The following is a 16,369-nucleotide window of genomic DNA, read 5'->3' as shown; positions in this document are numbered from 1 at the left end:
CCAACGTTGAGGGCCCGTAGCTCAGTTGGTAGAGCAACTGACTTTTAATCAGTTGGCCACAGGTTCGAATCCTGTCGGGCTCACCAATTCAAAACCCCTGGAACCCAGAAGTTCCGGGGGTTTTGCATATCCGGCATTTGGATCACTTAATTCTTCGCCGCACTTGTTTGCCCCATCGGGCATTTTCGCCCGCGTTGCCGGTATGGTCCGACTTTCCCGTTCTGTCTGTTTCGATATCTGATCGCCCGGGCGCGAAGCAAAGCAGCCATGCACGAAAAAGCTGTATGTTTTGTTGGTTGCGATTGCATCGCAATTCTATTTCCTGTAAAGAATGCAAATCAGTTTCAAATGCATCAGAGCAGGACGTCTGATGCTGATCGTATATTTGATCGGAAAGTTAAATGCCTGAACCTGTAAATCCGTTGGCCGCATCTGATGATGCGCAAAGCCCGCTTGCATCCGATGGCGCAATTGCACCTGACGCAACTGCGACCGGAACCCTGTCCAGTGATGGTACAGTGATCCTTGATCCCGCTACGGGACTTCCGATGGACACAACGGCAACGACCCAGGCCAATTCCATGACCGATGCCTTTGTCGGGTTGCCGGTGATCGAACAGGTTGACCGGGCCGGGGTTGTCGGCTGGGTTCTGGCAGCGATGGCTTTGATCGGGCTTGTCCTGTTCTTCTACAAGCTGGTTGGTTTCTTGCGCCGTGGTGTCTTTGCCGACGGGTTTGTGCGTGATGTCGAACGCCACCTTTCAGATGGCGACGAAGCACAGGCCGCAGACCTTCTGGCGCGCCGTCGTCATCCGGCAGCACGTATCGGACTTTCGGGCCTGTCACTGTCCGTGGCATCGGCTGATGAACGCGAAGCCGCATCCGATCTTATTGCCGCACGTGCACGCAAGGAAATCGACAGCCTGAATGGCGGTTTGCGCATCATGTCGGCCATCGCGGTCCTTAGCCCGCTTCTGGGCCTGCTTGGAACCGTGATGGGCATGATCGAGGCCTTCCAGAAAATGGAAGGTGCGGGCAGCCGCATTGATCCGTCTGTCCTGTCGGGCGGGATCTGGCTGGCGTTGCTGACAACCGCGATCGGTCTTGTTGTCGCGATCCCGGCAACCGCATTCCATATGTGGATGCAGGGCGTTATCGGCCGTGCAGCAGCGGTGATGGAAGATGTCTGCACCATGGTGGTCAATCGGGGCGAACTGGCCCACAGGACCACTCTGGGGGCGTCCAACGTATCCGAACTTCGCCACGCAGCCGAATAAACCCAATCCGCCGGAATACGCCTATGCAATTGCGCGAACGTAATCGCGGTTCATCACCGATGATCGGTCTGACTCCGCTGATTGATGTTGTCTTCATTTTGCTGATTTTCTTCATGCTGGCATCAAGCTTCCTTGACTGGAAGGGCTTCGAGATGTCGGTCAGCATCACCGATGGCAGATCAACCAGCCAAAGCGACGTACGCCCGGTAACGGTCAATGTCGATGCCAATGGCGGTCTTTCGATCAACGGGGAAACCGTATCGCTGTCGGGACTTGTCCCGGCATTGCAAAGCGACTATGGCGGATCACCCGTGCGTCTGCGTCCGGTCAATGGCGCAAGTCTTCAGCATCTGGTTGATGTGATGGATGCGCTTGGCCGTGGCGGGGTTACAGATGTGGAGTTCATCGAATGAAACGCCGCATTCAGATCGCCGAGGACGGCCCGGTCCAGGAACCGATGTTGCCTTTGATCAATATCGTCTTTCTGCTTTTGATCTTTTTCATGATTGCCGGAAGCCTGCAAAAGCTCGGCCCATTTGAAGTCGACCCGCCGGCAAGCCATACTGCTGAAGCCCGCCCCGAAGACACGATTGTCCTGTGGTTCGGGAAGTCGGGTGAAATCGGGATTGATGATCTTAAGGGCGGCCTTGATCGCCTGTCATCGATGTTGCCGGTTGATTATATCGGTCGTCCTGTTGAAATCCGTGCCGACCGCGATACCGAAGGTGCCAAGGTTGTTGCCTTGCTCAAACGGTTGCAGGAACTTGGCGTTGACAAGGTACAGCTGATGACCGCAATCGAGGCGGGACAGGATTGATATGTCAAAACGCGTTGATTTCCTGATCGCAACCGGGCTGACCGGTATTGTTCTGGCCGGGGGGATTGTTCTGGCCATGCCCGATCCGCAACCATCGGGTTGGGGCGGTGCCGGATCGGTCCAAAGCATCAGCATTTCGCTTGGTGCCGGGCATGCCGTCAGTGGTGAGTCCGAAATTGACGAACAAAGTGCGGATTCTGTCGAAAGCCGTGCTGCCGAAGAACCGGTCGAGGTCACCGAGCCTGAACCGGAACCGGAACCGGAGCCGGTCGTTGAACCGGAACCCGAGCCAGAACCGGTCGAGGAACCCGAAGAAATCGTCGAGCCGGAACCAGAGCCCGAACCCGAAATTGTCGAACCCGAGCCTGAGCCGGAACCCGAGCCCGTCGTCGAAGAAGTCGTCGAACCCAAGCCCGAACCGGAACCAGAGCCGGTTGTGGTTCAGGAACTGGCCGAAGTTCTTCCGGTCCGGATGAAGCCCAAGCCGCCGGTCACCAAGGTCGAAGCACCGAAAAAACCGGAACCGGTTCAGAAAAAGCCCGAACCGGTCATTCAGCCAAGTGGCCTGACCAATTCAAGCCGGTCCGAAGGCACCGTGGGTGAAGTCGCCCAAAGCCAGGCAGCATCGGCATCGAATGGCAGTGGTGGCGGCGCCGCCAGCAAGGCCGCGATGGTCGATTACCAGTCATCGGTTCTGCAAATGCTGAACCGTTATCGCGAATATCCCGACCGGGCCAAGCGACGCGGCATCGAAGGTCAGAACAGCATCTATATCGTGATTGCACGCGATGGAACGGTGCTTGAAACCCGGGTGCTGTCATCAAGCGGATCGAAGCTGCTTGATCGCGAAACACAGCGGATGATTGAACGGGTACGCCAATTCCCGCCATTCCCCGACACCATGACCGAAGACAAGATCATGTTAACCGTGCCGGTGGTCTACAATCTGCGCTAATGCAAAACGCCAGCCTCGAAAGGCTGGCGTTTTTTATTTCGCACTGTGACGTGTGGCGTGTGGCGTGTGGCGTGTGACGGGGTAGGTGAGGGATTGGAAGGTCAGGCCTGACCGTCTTCCCACCGATAGTTCAGCGGCGCCTCGCGCCAGGCGAATTTGTCGAGATGGACGATAATCACGCCTTTCATCTTTTCGATCCCTTCGGCCTTTTCGGACTGACCATCGAAAATCAGGGCATCATCCGTTGCCGTGATGGTGCATGGCCCCATCGGAAAGGCGACATCGCCCGATGTTTCACCAAGATCGACTGTGACCTTGTGGGCGAAATGCTTGCACAGCTGCACAAGATATTTGGCGGCGTTATCGGTTTTGACCGATCCCCTGGTGGTAAACATTTATCGGTGTCCCTCTATGGTGTTGAGCCCGTCGACAATGACGAATGGTGACCCGTGCGAGCATGTTTCAAGCCGCCCGCTGACATGATAGGCCCGCGACAGCATTTCGGGTGTCATGGCGTGTCGTGGGGCGCCATGTGACAACACACCGCCTTCGCCAAACAGGATCAGGCTGTCGCAATGGCGCATCGCCAGATTGATGTCATGCAGCGCAATCAGCGCCAGCCCCTGTTTGTCTTTGACAAGGGTGCGCACCACATCAAGAACCCCGAGCTGCCAGCGCAGATCAAGCGCGCTTGTCGGTTCATCAAGCAGCATGATGTCGGGTTCGCGGACAATGATCTGGGCAAGCCCGACCATCTGGCGCTGACCACCGGACATGCGGCTAAGCGGCTGAAACGCGATATGGCGGATGTTCAGACGGTCAAAAACCCGTTCCGTCAGGGTTTCCACATGATCGCGTGTCAGATCATGGCGCACCGCCCGACAGGCCGAAATAACCGCCTCATAAGCCACAAGATTGGTGGCCTGTGGCAAGGTTTGCGGCAAATAGGCAACCTTGCGTGCGCGCTGATTATGGCTGAGCTTGCGGTTTTCATCCCCGTCATAGGTTATTGATCCGCCATAGGGGGCAAGCCCCGCAAGCGATCGCAGGAAGCTTGATTTGCCAACACCATTGGGGCCAAGCACGCCGATCACGCTGCCTGGTTCGAAATCGGCCAGCGTGATGTTGGACAGGATGGTGTTTTTGCCATGGGCAATCACAAGATCGCGGATATCAAGTTTGGTCATGATCGGCCCCTTATCCACGACGCTTTTGCGAAATCAGCAAGGCCAGGAACAGCGGAATGCCGATCAGGGCCGTGACAATGCCATCGGGGATCATGATGCCCGGGACAATCGATTTGCTGGCCAGGGACGCACAGGACAGGATAAATGCCCCGGCAAGGATGCTGCCCGGGATGTAGTAACGATGGTCTTCGCCAAAGGCCAGGCGCGCAATATGCGGCCCGACCAGCCCGACAAAGCCGATCACGCCGGTAAAGGATACCGCAACCGCAGTCAGAACCCCGACGCGCAGCAATACCAGCATCCGCAAACGTTCAACCGACACCCCATAGCTTTTGGCGTAATCTTCGCCGCCACGAAGGGCTGTCATTTTCCAGACATGGCGGATGCTAAATGGCACACAGCACAGGAACACCACGCCGACAATCGCGATCTTTTCCCAGCTGGCGCGTGCAAGGCTGCCCATGGTCCAGAACACGATCTGTTGCAGGCTGTCGGTATCGGCAACAAACTGGATAAGCGACACCAGCGCATCCAGTGCAAAAACCAGCGCAATGCCAAACAGCACGACCGTATCAATGGTCGCCCCGTAAAATCCCGCCAGCATCTGGATCAGGAAAATCGCGCACAACGCCCCGGCAAAGGCAAATACCGGCACAATGTAGTTTTCCGGCAGGCCGTATTGATCAAGCTGAAAGACAATGGCGACCGATGCGCCAAGGGTCGCGGCATGCATGATGCCAAGGGTCGACGGGCTGGCCAGCGGGTTGTTAAGCACCGTCTGCAATTCCGCCCCGGCAAGGCCCAGCGTCGCGCCGATCAGGATCGCCAGCACCGCAAAGGGCAGGCGCACGTCAAACACGATCACCTTCATGGCGCCAGACAGCGTTTCGGGATCAAGGATGCCCGTCACCACATCGACAAAGGACAGCATGGCCGGGCCGGTGATCACATTGGCAGCAAAGGAAACAATCAGGGCAGTCAGGAATATGCACAGCCAGAAAATCCGTTTGAACACGAATGCCCGATACTGGTGTGACAGCGACGGCGCAGCATGTGCTGCGCCGGTGGTCTGGTCTTTCATCATTTGGTCCGATGTTTTATGGCGTTTACAAAGATGACGCCTGATCAAGGCCAATCCAGTAAACACCATTCAGATCAACTGCCTGGAAACGCTCAAAGAAGGTTCTGAGTGTCGCGTCCGGATCAAGATCGGCAAAGGTTTCGGGATGGAACCATTTTGCCATCGCCTGAAGGGTCGTGACATTGATCGGGTTGTTATAGACATGGTGCCAGACGGAATAGACATGGCCGCTTTTCACCGCTGAAAGCTCCGAAAGGCCGGTACGTTCCATGCTGTGCGCAAGCGACGCTGCGGCCTGTTGGGCATTGGTCGATGCGCCAAGAACAATGCGTTTGGAATTGAGTTCCGGATCAAGCCCGGCCGATCCGACCGCGGTCGTCACATAATAGTCCGGGTTCTTGAGAAGAAGCTGCTCGATCGATACCTGTGCGATGACGCCGGGGATTTCGTCGCCAAATACGTTGTTGCCGCCGGCAAGTTCGACAAATTTGCCGATCATTTCATTGCCCATGGCCTCGCAGCAATTCTGTTGCAGGCCAACCCGGCTTTCAAGAAAGACACTGGGCTTGTCGGTGATCTGTGCGGTTTTGTCGGTCACCTTGTGCAGGTTTTCTTCGTAGAATTTTACGAATGCTTCGGCTTGGTCTTCCTTGCCCATCAGCTTACCCAGAATGCGGATGCTTTTGGGGGTGTTTTCAAACGGCTTGCTGCGGAAATCGATCATCACGACCGGGATATGGGCCGCCCCCAGAACCGACAGAATTTCGTGGCTTTTTGATCCCGGCCCATGGCCGCCCGACATGCCAAAGATCGCGACATCGGGTTCGACCGTCAGTGCCTTTTCGACCGAAAAGGTTGCTTCACCGCTGCGCCCGATCAGCGGAATGTCGTCGATTTCAGGAAATTTGGCTTCGTACCGGGCGTAAGAGCCCGGATCAAGCTGTTTGAATTCGCCCATCATGCCCGCGATCCAGCGCACCGGATTTTCCGGATCCAGAATGCCGATGGATGGCAAAAAGCGACCTTCGCCCAGGATCATGTGTTTGATCGGGACTTCTACGGTAACTTCGCGTCCGGCAACATCGGTCAGGGTAATGGTTTCACCAGCCCGGGCCGTGGTGGCGCACAGGACAGCGGCGGCAACGAAACTCAGTAAACGGTTAAATTTCATATCGTTTCTGCATTCTGGAAGGTTGCATGATGTAAGCGACAATCTGTCTGGCTGTGTCGGGGCAGGGTGCTGCGCCTTCACCATCGGGTTGATCAGCACCAAAACCGCTGCCATGGTCCGCGCATCAAAAATGCGCGCCATCTACACAGCCGGAAATTTTCATAGCAAAGAAACCATCCAATTGCGAATGATTTTGAATATTATTTTCTTTAAGGCCCGGATCATCCGGAAAAGGGCGGGGCAGTGCTGATCACAATCCATCAGCCGTCAGCCAAAAAAAGGGGTGCGGAAACCGGCGTTCCCGCACCCGCACGACCGCGCATCAACGGTCAGAAAGTCATGACGTCGCCGTCAGACGCGACACAAAGGCATCGACATCACTGCGCAAACGTTCGGAATTCTGCTTAAGGGTTTTTGACACCTCAAACACCTGGGATGCCACCGAGCTTGTCTTGCTTGCCGTGCCATTGACGGTTTCAAGGCTGGTATTCACGTCCTGATTGGCGGCGGATACCGCATTGATATTGCCACTGATTTCGGTGGTGGCGGCGGCCTGTTGTTCGACTGCCGCCGAAATTGCCGTTACCGATTCAACGATGGTGCCGATTTGTCCGGCCACGGTCTGAATGGCACTGACGGCTGCTGATGTGCTTTGTTGAACGGCATTGATCTGTTCGGTGATATCGCCGGTTGCCTTGGCGGTCTGATTGGCAAGGTTTTTGACCTCGCTTGCGACCACGGCAAAGCCTTTGCCTGCTTCACCGGCGCGGGCGGCTTCGATTGTCGCATTCAGCGCCAGAAGGTTGGTCTGGCTTGCGATCTTGTCAATCAGATCGACGACCGTTCCAATCTGGTCTGCCGCGGCGTTCAGTGTTTCGATGGTGTCCGATGTTCGCCGAACGGATTGTTCGACCTCGTTGGAAATGGTCGATGCCCGCGACACCTGGCTGGAAATTTCACGAATGGAACTGTCGAGTTCTTCGGCCGCACCGGCAACGGTGGTGGCATTGTCTGCGGAAATTTCGGCAGCTCCGCGGGCTCTTTGGACCTCGTCTTGGGTTTCGGTCATGCTGGAAATCAGCGTATTGGACGCGTGTGACATGTCCTCGGCCGATGAGGCGACGGCGGCAACGACCGTGCCGATGGTTTCCTCGAAATCATGCGACATCTGCTGCAGTTTGTTGTGATAGGTGTTTTGCGTTTCCTCGTAATAGACCGTGATCGCCATTTCGACATCGACCAGAAGCGCATTGATCGATGCGACCACCATCAGGGAAACCTGTGAATCGCGGTGGAACTGCCTGAACAGCAGGGCCGATATTTCACCAAGCATGAAATTATAGGCCGACACATAGGATTCCGGCGTCAGTCCGATCCGTTCATGGGCCTTGCCGATGCGTCGGACATCTTCATAAAACGAGTCATCAAACGACCCTTCGAACAGTTTGGCCCAGTGTTTGCGCTGGGCGTCCTTGAGGCGGCCGATATTGGACGGATCCCCGACGATTTTTGCCAGTTCCGGTCGGCCCATCACCTTTTTGTAGAATTCGTCCAGAATGGGTGGAAGGTTCTTTTCGATTACCGGCCATGCCCGTTTGAGCTGTTTGACCTTGCTTTCGTCAAAGCCGATGAATTCAAGACGGCGTTTTAGTTCCGGATGCATGCCATTCTCCCCGATAGCAGGTTGATCTCTCTCAGCATTTGTCATGCGCATCTTGGATTTAGGTTGGGCTTCAATTTGCGAAAATAACTATCCATTAGGATTGATGATTTGCTCGCAAGGGTAGAACCGCCTCGGCATGTCGCAGATTTTCGGGAAAAATCGTCACACCCTTTGGGGCAGGGCGTCGTGTCATCTGTAAGTCACAGATGAACAGGAGGCCGCCGTGCCGATTAACAAGGATCAACTGAGAACTTTGATCGTGCAGCCGGTTTTGGCTGTGCTTGATCTTCCGGCACCTGATGTTGCCGAAAACCTTCTGATGGGTACCGCTGCCCATGAAAGTCATCTGGGCGACTATATCCAGCAGGTTGGCGGCGGTCCGGCACTGGGCATCTATCAGATGGAACCGGCAACCCTGAATGATTGCTATGTCAATTATCTGGATTATTCGACCCGTGCGGCTTTGAAGGCCAAGGTTGATGGTTTCCTGGCGGCACAGCCGGTCGGATCGGATGGTAAACCCGACAAATCCGCACAGCTTGCCACCAATCTTGCCTATGCAACCGCGATGTGTCGCATCCGGTATTATCGGGCCCCGGGTGCCTTGCCGTCCGATCCCAATGATCTGAACGGGCTGGCAGCCTATTGGAAGCAATATTACAACACCCCGCTTGGCGCCGGCACGGTGGATCAGTTCATTGCCGATTATAACCGTTTCCTTGGCTAGGGTTGCGGCCCGAACAGCGATCATTGACGGTATCTGGCATTCTCATAAAACCAGCATGCCGTAACGTCGGGGAAAAAATATTTCCCCGTTTTGGCAAAAATAGTGGAAACCGACGCGTCTTTTAGCGAAAATCCCCCTCCGCAGGCTGGTGGTCGCGCAAAAAACCACCAAAACACAAGAATCTAAGGGGATCCCAATGAAACGTCGTCAGTTCCTTAAAGGAGCCGGTCTGGGTGCGGGTGCGGTTGCCGCATCGGTCGCGGCACCGGCTATTGTTTCCGCGCAGGAAAGTCTGAATTGGCGCATGGTGATGCCGTGGCCAAAAGGGACGCCGGGCCTTGGCACCAATGCAGAAAAATTTGCCGCCATGGTCAAGGAAATGTCCAATGGTCGTCTGAATATCAGTGTGTTCGGTGGTGGCGAGATCGTCCCGCCGTTCGAATGCATGGATGCGGTCGAACAGGGCGTGGTCGAAATGGCCCATGGTACGCCCTATTACTGGCAGGGCAAAAACCCGGCCCTGAACTTCTTCTCGACCATTCCGTTTGGTCTGACCGCCTGGGAACTGTCGGCCTGGCTGCGCTTTGGCGAAGGTCAGAAACTTTGGGAAGAAGCCTATGCCGAATTTAATGTTGTGCCGTTCTATGCGGGCAACTCCGGCATGCAGGCGGGCGGCTGGTTCAACAAGGAAATCAATTCGCTTGATGACCTTAAGGGCCTGAAGATGCGCTATGCCGGTCTGGGCGGCGAAGCCATGCGCCGTGCCGGTGCGAACGTGACCATGATGCCGCCCGGCGATATCATGCCGTCGATGCAGTCCGGCGCGATTGACGCCGCTGAATGGGTCGGTCCGTGGAATGATCTGGCATTTGGTCTCTATCAGGTTGCCAAATTCTACTATACCCCGGCCTTCCACGAACCCGGACCGGGTCTTGAGATCTTTGTCGGCAAGGACAAGTTCGATGCCCTGTCACCGGATCTGCAGGCAATCATCCGTTATGCCGCACAGGCGATTTCGGAAAATACCCTGGCTGACTTTACCTTCAACAACCTTCAGTCCTATCAGCCGCTGATCGACAAGGGCGTTGAAGTGCGTCAGTTCCCCGATGATGTCATCATGACCCTGGCCGAACATTCCAAGGCCGCGGTTGATGAAATCGCCGCCAAGAACGACCTGTCGGGCCGAATTGCCGCAAGCTACCTTGACCTCGTCAAGAAGGGCGCGCGCTATGGCAAGGAATTCGAAGCAACCGGTCTGTTGCAGCGTGCAAAGGTCTGGGGCTACTAAGTCCGCCAGTATCTGAGAACAATCTTCGCGAACCGACCGCAACCCGGTCCGGTGCGCACGATATCAGGGGCTGCCTTCGGGCGGCCCTTTTGTTTGAACCTTCGGGTGAAGAAATATCGATGAAATGTCGATGTCATGCAGTTTGCGCGATGCTGCATCCCGCAAACATGAATTGTTGCATGCGCCAAAAACCGTAACTTTGGGTTCAAACAGAGTTACGAAATTACCTTCGTAGAGTTTTTACGCAAAAATTTACCAATATTGGGAGCCCCACAATGAAACGTCGTCAGTTTCTGAGCGGCGCAGGCGTTGCTGCCGGTGCATTTGCTGCCGCTGCTACTGCGCCGGCCATCGTCAAGGCCGATGAAACCATCAATTGGCGCATGGTCATGCCCTGGCCCAAAGGCACGCCGGGTCTTGGTGCCAATGGCGAACTGTTTGCCGAACGCGTCAACAAGATGTCGGGTGGCCGTCTCAAGATTACGGTTTATGGTGCGGGCGAACTGGTTCCGGCCCTTGAATGCATGGATGCGGTCGAACAGGGCGTTGCCGATCTGGCCCATTCCACGCCCTATTACTGGTTTGGCAAGGACCCGGCCGTTTCGTTCTTCACCACCATTCCGTTTGGTCTGATGGCGTGGGAACTTTCGGGCTGGCTGCGCTTTGGCGGTGGTCAGGAACTTTGGGACGAACTTTATTCCCAGTTCAACGTCAAACCGTTCCTCGCAGGTAACACCGGCCTTCAGGCAGGTGGCTGGTTCAACAAGGAAATCAATTCTGTTGATGACCTTAAGGGCCTTAAAGTCCGTTATGCCGGTATCGGTGGCGAAGCCATGCGCCGTCTGGGTGCGACCCCGTCGCTGCTTCCGGCTGCTGACATTCTGCCAAGCTTGCAGTCCGGTGCGATTGATGCGGCCGAGTGGGTTGGACCGTGGAACGACTATGCGTTCGGTCTGGCCTCGGTTGCCAAATATTACTACACCCCGGCATTTGCCGAACCGGGTTCGGGCATCGAAGTCTTTATCAACAAGGACAAATTCGCCGAACTGCCCGAAGACCTTCAGGAAATCGTCGCCATTGCCGCACAGGCCAATGTCGAACAGACCCTTGCGGACTTCACCTTCAACAACGTTCAGTCCTATCAGGCGATCCTCGCCAAAGGCACCGAGATCCGTCATTTCAATGATGATCTGATCGCGGCCTTTGCCGGTGCCGCCAAGGAAGCGGTTGAAGAAATCGCAGGTCAGAATGACCTTAATGGCCGTATTTATGCGTCGCTGATGGATTTTGCGAAAAAGGCAGCCCCTTATGGCAAGGAATTCGAGGCAACTGCGCTGAACCAGCGGGCCAATGTCTTTGCCAATCAGGGCTAGTCAGTCCGCGATACCGATCTGAAACGAAAAAGGCCGACACCCCGGGTGTCGGCCTTTTTTGGTGCGTGTGCGCTATGCGCTATGCGCTATAGGCTATGCGCCAAGTCATGCACCATGCCCCATGCCCCATGCCCCATGCACCATGCACCATGCACCATGCGCTTGATGCGGGATGCCTGACGCCTGATACTTGATGCCTAATGCACGGTCGGCTTGTTGGGCGCGGGCAGGTCAAAGGTGAACCTGTCCTGATCTTTAAGCTCTTCGTTTGCGGCGCGCTTGACCAGTTCGGCTGCCATGACAAGCGATGTTTCAATCGCCCATTTAAGCTGTTCGACCGCGCCTTCATTCCCGGCATTCAGTGCCTCGGGCAGGATGCGTTCCTGCAGGAATTTGGCAACCCCGGCAAAGGCACGCGCGGCACTTTCGCAATTGTCGCGTTCGATCATGAAACGCCCGGATTGCGCGATGGCATCGGCAATGCCCGACAAATGGCCCATCCTGATGGCGGTTTTCGCAATCCTGTTTGGCGTGCGCTATATCCATGCCTCCGAACATCATGACGGGCTTATTCTGGCGGTGGCATTCGAAAGCCTGGTCAAGCTGGCTGCTCTTTTGCTGGTCGGGTTCTTTGTGGTGTACGGCATGTTTGACGGTGTTGCCGATATCAACAAGCGCGCCTTGTCCGATCCCGCCGTTCGGCAACTTTTCAGGCCCGATACCTGGCTGACATCGCATTTCTTTATTGCGACGCTGCTTGCCGCCTTTGCGATGTTCTGTCTGCCGCGCCAGTTCCATGTGACCTTTGTTGAAAATGATGACAGCCGCAATCTGGCAAGTGCGCGCTGGCTGTTTCCGGCCTATCTGGTGGCGATCAATATCTTTGTCGTGCCGATCGCCATTGCCGGTCTGTTCATGTTCGGGGACGAGCCAAAGGTCAATCCCGACACATTCGTTCTGACCTTGCCGCTTCTGGGCGGGCAGGACTGGCTGGCGATTGTTGCCTTTATCGGCGGGCTGTCGGCCAGTACCGGCATGGTGATCGTATCGTGCGTCGCGGTTTCGACCATGGTCTGTAACGATCTGATCATGCCGCTTTTGCTGCGCTCGGAAAAATTGCAAAACCGCATGTCCGGTGATGTCAGCCAGGTGCTGTTGAAAATCCGGCGTGCGGCCGTGATCCTGTTGCTGTTTCTGGCTTACGGGTTCTATCGGTTCCTGTCGGAAAAATATGCGCTGGCCGATATCGGGATGCTGTCCTTTGCCGCCATGGCGCAATTCGGTCCGGCGGTTCTGGCGGCCATCTATCTTAAAAACATCAACCGGACCGGGGTTCGGCTTGGCCTTGTGTCGGGATTTGTGCTTTGGGCCTATACGCTGTTGCTGCCGACCTTTGTGCAGGGGGAATTGCTTCCGGCATCGATCCTGACCGACGGGCCGTTCGGTTTTGCCATTCTTAATCCGCAGGCATTGCTCGGGGTCGGGATCGAAGATCATCTGACCCACGGGGTGGTCTGGTCGCTTGGGGTGAATTTCGTTCTGATGTTTGTCGGATCGGCCGTCGGGGTACAGGGTGTGACCCAGCGCCGTCAGGCCCAGGTCTTTGTCGATGTCTGGCGCAAAAGTACCAAGGCACGCAACGACACCTGGCTTGGCCGCGTCACCTTGGGCGATCTGGAAGATCTCGCCGCGCGGTTTCTTGGCAAACATTGGGCGCAGCGTGCCTTTCGCAATTATCTGAAATCGCGCGGGGGCGAACCCAAACGATCCGATCTTGCCGATGTCGATGCCGCAAGTTTCACCGAACATCTGCTTTCGGGGGCGGTGGGGGCGGCATCATCGCGCGTGGTGATGGCGCTTTTGCTGCCCGATAAGGCGGTGTCGCGCCGTGATGCGATGGAACTTCTCGACGAAGCGTCCGAGGCGATCAAATTCAACCGTGATCTGTTGCTCAATACCCTTGAAAACATTTCCCAAGGGGTCGGCGTGTTTGATCAGAACCTGCGTCTGGCGACCTGGAACCATCGGTTCATTGATTTGCTTGGCATCGCGACAAGCGACATTCAGGTCACCCTGCCGCTGTCCGAACTGGTGCAGATTTGCCGCACCAACGACGCCCGTTCGGTTGATATCGATATCCTTCTGGGCCGCAATGCAGCACCCCAGATGCGCCGGCTTCCCCATACCTATGAGCGCAAACGTTCCGATGGCATGGTGCTCGAAATCCGTACCAACCCGATGCCCGATGGCGGTTTTGTTGCCACCATCGCCGATATCACGGCACGCGTGCGCACCGAAGAAGCCCTTCGCGAAAGTGAACGCAATATCCGGATTTACACCGACAACATTCCGGTAATGATCGCCTATGCCGATAAAAATCAGCGCCTTCGATTTACCAACCGCCCCTATGAGCGGATGTTTGGCCTTAGGCGTGTTGAGGCCCACGGCATGTCGGTCCGCGAAGCGGTGGGCGAGGAACGCTATGTCCATCTGGCCCCGATGATCGAGCTGGTGCTCAAAGGCTATCGCCAAAGCTTTGAAATCGAATTCCCGGCCATCACGCGCAATCGCAATGATGAACGCGGTATGCAGGGCGTGCGCGAAGGCCGCTATGCCGAAGGCACCTATATCCCGCATTTTGACGAAACCGGCGAAGTGCTGGGCTATTTCTGCATCTATCACGACATCACCGAACGCAAGACCGCCGAACAGGCCCTTAAGGAAGCCAACGAGGGGCTAGAGGCCCGCGTGACCGAACGTACCCACGCGCTTGAAGTTCTGAACTCCGAACTTTCGGACGCCAAGGAACAGGCAGAAACTGCCAACGATACCAAAACCCGCTTCTTTGCCGCGGCCAGCCACGATCTTTTGCAGCCGCTTAATGCCGCGCGCCTGTTTACCGTGGCGCTTGGCGGCAAACAGGGATTGGCCGAGGATGTACTCGACCTTGTCGGCAAGGTTGATCTGTCGCTCAAGGGGGTCGAGGAACTGCTGAACGAGCTTTTGGATATCTGCAAGCTCGATGCCGGGGCAATGCAGCCCAATATCCGCAATTTCGCAATCAGCGATGTGTTAAGCGCACTTGAAACCGAATTCGGCCCGATTGCCGAAAATGCGGGGCTGAGCTTCAAGGTCCATAAACGCGATCTTTGGGTGCGTAGTGACAGTCGCTTGCTTCGCCGCATCCTGCAAAACTTCATCTCCAACGCCATGCGCTATACCCGCACAGGCGGTGCGGTGGTCGGCTGCCGTGTGCGCGGCGACAAGCTCAAACTCGAAGTCTGGGACAGCGGACCGGGCATCCCTGAAGACAAACTTAAAATCATCTTCCGCGAATTCCACCGTCTTGAGGGCCCGGAAACCACCGATGTTAAGGGGCTTGGTCTTGGCCTTGCGATTGTCGATCGCCTTGGCCGGTCCCTTGATCATCCGGTATCGGTGCGCTCGCGCCCCGGACGCGGCACGGTCTTTTCGGTCGAGGTGCCACTTGGCGTTGCCGATACGGCTGCAACCCCCAAACCCAAACGCCGCATGGCGGGGGAACTGGGCGGCCTGCGTGTGCTGTGCATTGATAACGAACCCGATATTCTTGACGGCATGAATGCGATGCTCAGCAATTGGGACTGCGTGGTCGCAACCGCCCGGTCCGGCCCGGCGGCCGAAGACCTTCTGAGTGGATCAGAACCGGGCAAAGGGACCTTTGCACCCGATATCATCCTTGCCGATTACCACCTTGATTCCGGCCAGACCGGCCTTGATGTCCTGATCAGGCTTCGCGATGTTCATGGTGTTAACGTGCCCGGCGTCATCATCACCGCCGACCGCTCGACCGAAACCGCCGATCTGATCCGCGAACAGGGTTTCTCCCTGCTCAACAAACCCCTCCGACCGGCCAAGCTGCGCGCGCTTATGACAAGGGCGCTTAATCGGTTGGGGAGTGATGCAGCGGAATGACCCTCAGTTGTTGTTTCTGCCCTTACGCTTTGAATCTTCCCAATTTTCCGAGTGTTCTACCGGAAAGGAAGCGTCATGATACGAATAGAAACGCGTCAAGATGGGTCTGATTTTAAACTGTTTCCCAAATTGTTCCGGAGATAATACCAATGTTTTCAAGGATTTTATAGCTGGGTGGCCTTTTTGCGATTCTATTGCTTTGATTAGTCGAAAATCCATCGTCAAAAAGCAGTAGCACTCGTTTCTCTCCGCAGTAGCAATGTGTATTGCATCTTGGGAGTTTTTCTTTCCTAAAGCACCTATGAGTTCTTTGATTCTCTCGTCATGTAGAATTAAGGCATTTTGTCGTTCTTGCAATTTTTTATAAAAATTCGGACTGAGCCATCTAGGTGAAGAGATATTCATATGGTGAAAAAGGTCTGGAAGTATTGGCATACGAGTTCTTTTAAATAAGCTTAGATCATAATAGTCATATCCTCGATATCGTCCTTGAGGGTGATTTAAGCTTTCTGCAAGTAAATCCAACGATCGGTACAGTTTAATTGTTGATGACTTAGCTAAGTCTATGATTGGTGGAAGGTATTTGACGGACTTTGCTATGGAATTGCTATCATCGTCACTATAAACGGGGATGCGAGCAGCATATCCAGTATCAACCGAAACTACGCCTCCCCATAATTTCTCGCCAGTTGAGACCCAGGCCGTTTCATGTGTAATGCCATATCCGATCACTGAATTGTCGATTAATATTCGATGGGCTTTTTTTTGAGAAATTAACTTTCGGGCTTCAAAATTAGACAGATGTACTAGCCAATCTATAAATTTGGGAAGATGTTGGTACCTGAAGGCATTCTTCAGGTTCTCTGAAAAACCCAT

15 protein-coding genes and 1 tRNA gene are annotated in these 16,369 nt (G+C 55.3%); 9 read left to right on the top strand and 7 right to left on the bottom strand.

Going from position 1 to position 16,369, the window contains the following annotated elements; all coding sequences use genetic code 11:
- Positions 1-10 precede the first annotated feature (10 nt).
- The 5 genes from AUQ42_RS15575 to AUQ42_RS15555 all read left to right on the top strand — a co-directional run bounded on the left by AUQ42_RS15575 (position 11) and on the right by AUQ42_RS15555 (position 3,049).
- Positions 11-86: transfer RNA gene (locus AUQ42_RS15575), tRNA-Lys, on the top strand.
- Positions 87-401: 315 nt separating this feature from the next.
- Positions 402-1,277 carry a MotA/TolQ/ExbB proton channel family protein gene (locus AUQ42_RS15570; RefSeq protein ID WP_068520073.1) on the top strand — a complete coding sequence of 292 codons (876 nt, stop codon included), beginning with the start codon at positions 402-404 and terminating at the stop codon, positions 1,275-1,277.
- 23 nt (positions 1,278-1,300) lie between these two features.
- Positions 1,301-1,690 (top strand): biopolymer transporter ExbD, encoded by a 390-nt coding sequence (locus AUQ42_RS15565; RefSeq protein WP_068520070.1) that lies wholly within the window; start codon positions 1,301-1,303, stop codon positions 1,688-1,690.
- Complete coding sequence (locus tag AUQ42_RS15560) at positions 1,687-2,094, top strand: biopolymer transporter ExbD (protein ID WP_068520066.1); 408 nt, start codon at positions 1,687-1,689, stop codon at positions 2,092-2,094. The genes AUQ42_RS15565 and AUQ42_RS15560 overlap by 4 nt, the downstream gene beginning before the upstream one ends.
- A gap of 1 nt (position 2,095) precedes the next feature.
- Positions 2,096-3,049, top strand: a complete 954-nt coding sequence (locus AUQ42_RS15555; protein WP_068520065.1) for an energy transducer TonB — start codon at positions 2,096-2,098, stop codon at positions 3,047-3,049.
- 101 nt (positions 3,050-3,150) lie between these two features.
- Here AUQ42_RS15555 and AUQ42_RS15550 read toward each other — a convergent pair whose 3' ends face one another.
- From AUQ42_RS15550 to AUQ42_RS16075, 5 genes are all read right to left on the bottom strand, one after another.
- The gene (locus AUQ42_RS15550) at positions 3,151-3,444 is read right to left on the bottom strand and encodes a DUF2218 domain-containing protein (protein ID WP_068520064.1); all 294 of its coding nucleotides are present in this window, start codon (positions 3,442-3,444) and stop codon (positions 3,151-3,153) included.
- The gene (locus tag AUQ42_RS15545; protein ID WP_156480898.1) at positions 3,445-4,236 is read right to left on the bottom strand and encodes an ABC transporter ATP-binding protein; all 792 of its coding nucleotides are present in this window, start codon (positions 4,234-4,236) and stop codon (positions 3,445-3,447) included.
- 10 nt (positions 4,237-4,246) lie between these two features.
- Complete coding sequence (locus AUQ42_RS15540) at positions 4,247-5,317, bottom strand: iron ABC transporter permease (RefSeq protein WP_068520062.1); 1,071 nt, start codon at positions 5,315-5,317, stop codon at positions 4,247-4,249.
- 25 nt (positions 5,318-5,342) lie between these two features.
- Positions 5,343-6,488, bottom strand: coding sequence for an ABC transporter substrate-binding protein (locus AUQ42_RS15535; protein WP_068520078.1), 1,146 nt, complete (start codon positions 6,486-6,488; stop codon positions 5,343-5,345).
- 337 nt (positions 6,489-6,825) lie between these two features.
- On the bottom strand, positions 6,826-8,151 hold the full coding sequence (locus AUQ42_RS16075) for a globin-coupled sensor protein (protein ID WP_068520060.1): 1,326 nt from the start codon (positions 8,149-8,151) through the stop codon (positions 6,826-6,828).
- 223 nt (positions 8,152-8,374) lie between these two features.
- Between AUQ42_RS16075 and AUQ42_RS15525 the strand changes: the two genes are divergently transcribed.
- The 3 genes from AUQ42_RS15525 to AUQ42_RS15515 all read left to right on the top strand — a co-directional run bounded on the left by AUQ42_RS15525 (position 8,375) and on the right by AUQ42_RS15515 (position 11,539).
- A complete protein-coding gene (locus AUQ42_RS15525; protein ID WP_068520058.1) occupies positions 8,375-8,878 on the top strand; it encodes a hypothetical protein in 504 nt (167 codons plus the stop codon).
- Positions 8,879-9,074: 196 nt separating this feature from the next.
- The gene (locus AUQ42_RS15520; protein ID WP_068520057.1) at positions 9,075-10,166 is read left to right on the top strand and encodes a TRAP transporter substrate-binding protein; all 1,092 of its coding nucleotides are present in this window, start codon (positions 9,075-9,077) and stop codon (positions 10,164-10,166) included.
- A 275-nt stretch (positions 10,167-10,441) separates the two neighbouring features.
- Positions 10,442-11,539: a TRAP transporter substrate-binding protein gene (locus AUQ42_RS15515; RefSeq protein WP_068520056.1), complete on the top strand. Its 1,098-nt coding sequence runs from the start codon at positions 10,442-10,444 to the stop codon at positions 11,537-11,539.
- 197 nt (positions 11,540-11,736) lie between these two features.
- Here the strand turns inward: AUQ42_RS15515 and AUQ42_RS15510 are convergent, their stop codons facing one another.
- Positions 11,737-12,030, bottom strand: a complete 294-nt coding sequence (locus AUQ42_RS15510) for a hypothetical protein (RefSeq protein WP_231856792.1) — start codon at positions 12,028-12,030, stop codon at positions 11,737-11,739.
- Between AUQ42_RS15510 and AUQ42_RS15505 the strand changes: the two genes are divergently transcribed.
- Positions 12,008-15,493, top strand: coding sequence for a NahK/ErcS family hybrid sensor histidine kinase/response regulator (locus tag AUQ42_RS15505; RefSeq protein WP_231856791.1), 3,486 nt, complete (start codon positions 12,008-12,010; stop codon positions 15,491-15,493). The two genes, AUQ42_RS15510 and AUQ42_RS15505, sit on opposite strands and share 23 nt — an antisense overlap.
- A 3-nt stretch (positions 15,494-15,496) precedes the next feature.
- Here the strand turns inward: AUQ42_RS15505 and AUQ42_RS15500 are convergent, their stop codons facing one another.
- Complete coding sequence (locus tag AUQ42_RS15500) at positions 15,497-16,369, bottom strand: hypothetical protein (protein WP_068520055.1); 873 nt, start codon at positions 16,367-16,369, stop codon at positions 15,497-15,499.

Origin of the sequence: Thalassospira sp. MCCC 1A02491 (assembly GCF_001613785.1) — a bacterium.
Taxonomy (GTDB): domain Bacteria; phylum Pseudomonadota; class Alphaproteobacteria; order Rhodospirillales; family Thalassospiraceae; genus Thalassospira; species Thalassospira povalilytica.
This window is presented reverse-complemented; position numbering and strand designations above follow the sequence as displayed.

Bases quoted from the DNA above. Each gene is read 5' to 3' on its own strand.
- AUQ42_RS15540 (WP_068520062.1), bottom strand. From the start codon at position 5,317: ATGAAAGACCAGACCACCGGCGCAGCACATGCTGCGCCGTCGCTGTCA.
- AUQ42_RS15505 (WP_231856791.1), top strand. From the start codon at position 12,008: ATGGCATCGGCAATGCCCGACAAATGGCCCATCCTGATGGCGGTTTTC.
- AUQ42_RS15555 (WP_068520065.1), top strand. From the start codon at position 2,096: ATGTCAAAACGCGTTGATTTCCTGATCGCAACCGGGCTGACCGGTATT.
- AUQ42_RS15520 (WP_068520057.1), top strand. From the start codon at position 9,075: ATGAAACGTCGTCAGTTCCTTAAAGGAGCCGGTCTGGGTGCGGGTGCG.
- AUQ42_RS15565 (WP_068520070.1), top strand. From the start codon at position 1,301: ATGCAATTGCGCGAACGTAATCGCGGTTCATCACCGATGATCGGTCTG.
- AUQ42_RS15570 (WP_068520073.1), top strand. From the start codon at position 402: ATGCCTGAACCTGTAAATCCGTTGGCCGCATCTGATGATGCGCAAAGC.
- AUQ42_RS15500 (WP_068520055.1), bottom strand. From the start codon at position 16,369: ATGGGTTTTTCAGAGAACCTGAAGAATGCCTTCAGGTACCAACATCTT.
- AUQ42_RS15560 (WP_068520066.1), top strand. From the start codon at position 1,687: ATGAAACGCCGCATTCAGATCGCCGAGGACGGCCCGGTCCAGGAACCG.
- AUQ42_RS15545 (WP_156480898.1), bottom strand. From the start codon at position 4,236: ATGACCAAACTTGATATCCGCGATCTTGTGATTGCCCATGGCAAAAAC.
- AUQ42_RS15535 (WP_068520078.1), bottom strand. From the start codon at position 6,488: ATGAAATTTAACCGTTTACTGAGTTTCGTTGCCGCCGCTGTCCTGTGC.
- AUQ42_RS15515 (WP_068520056.1), top strand. From the start codon at position 10,442: ATGAAACGTCGTCAGTTTCTGAGCGGCGCAGGCGTTGCTGCCGGTGCA.
- AUQ42_RS16075 (WP_068520060.1), bottom strand. From the start codon at position 8,151: ATGCATCCGGAACTAAAACGCCGTCTTGAATTCATCGGCTTTGACGAA.
- AUQ42_RS15550 (WP_068520064.1), bottom strand. From the start codon at position 3,444: ATGTTTACCACCAGGGGATCGGTCAAAACCGATAACGCCGCCAAATAT.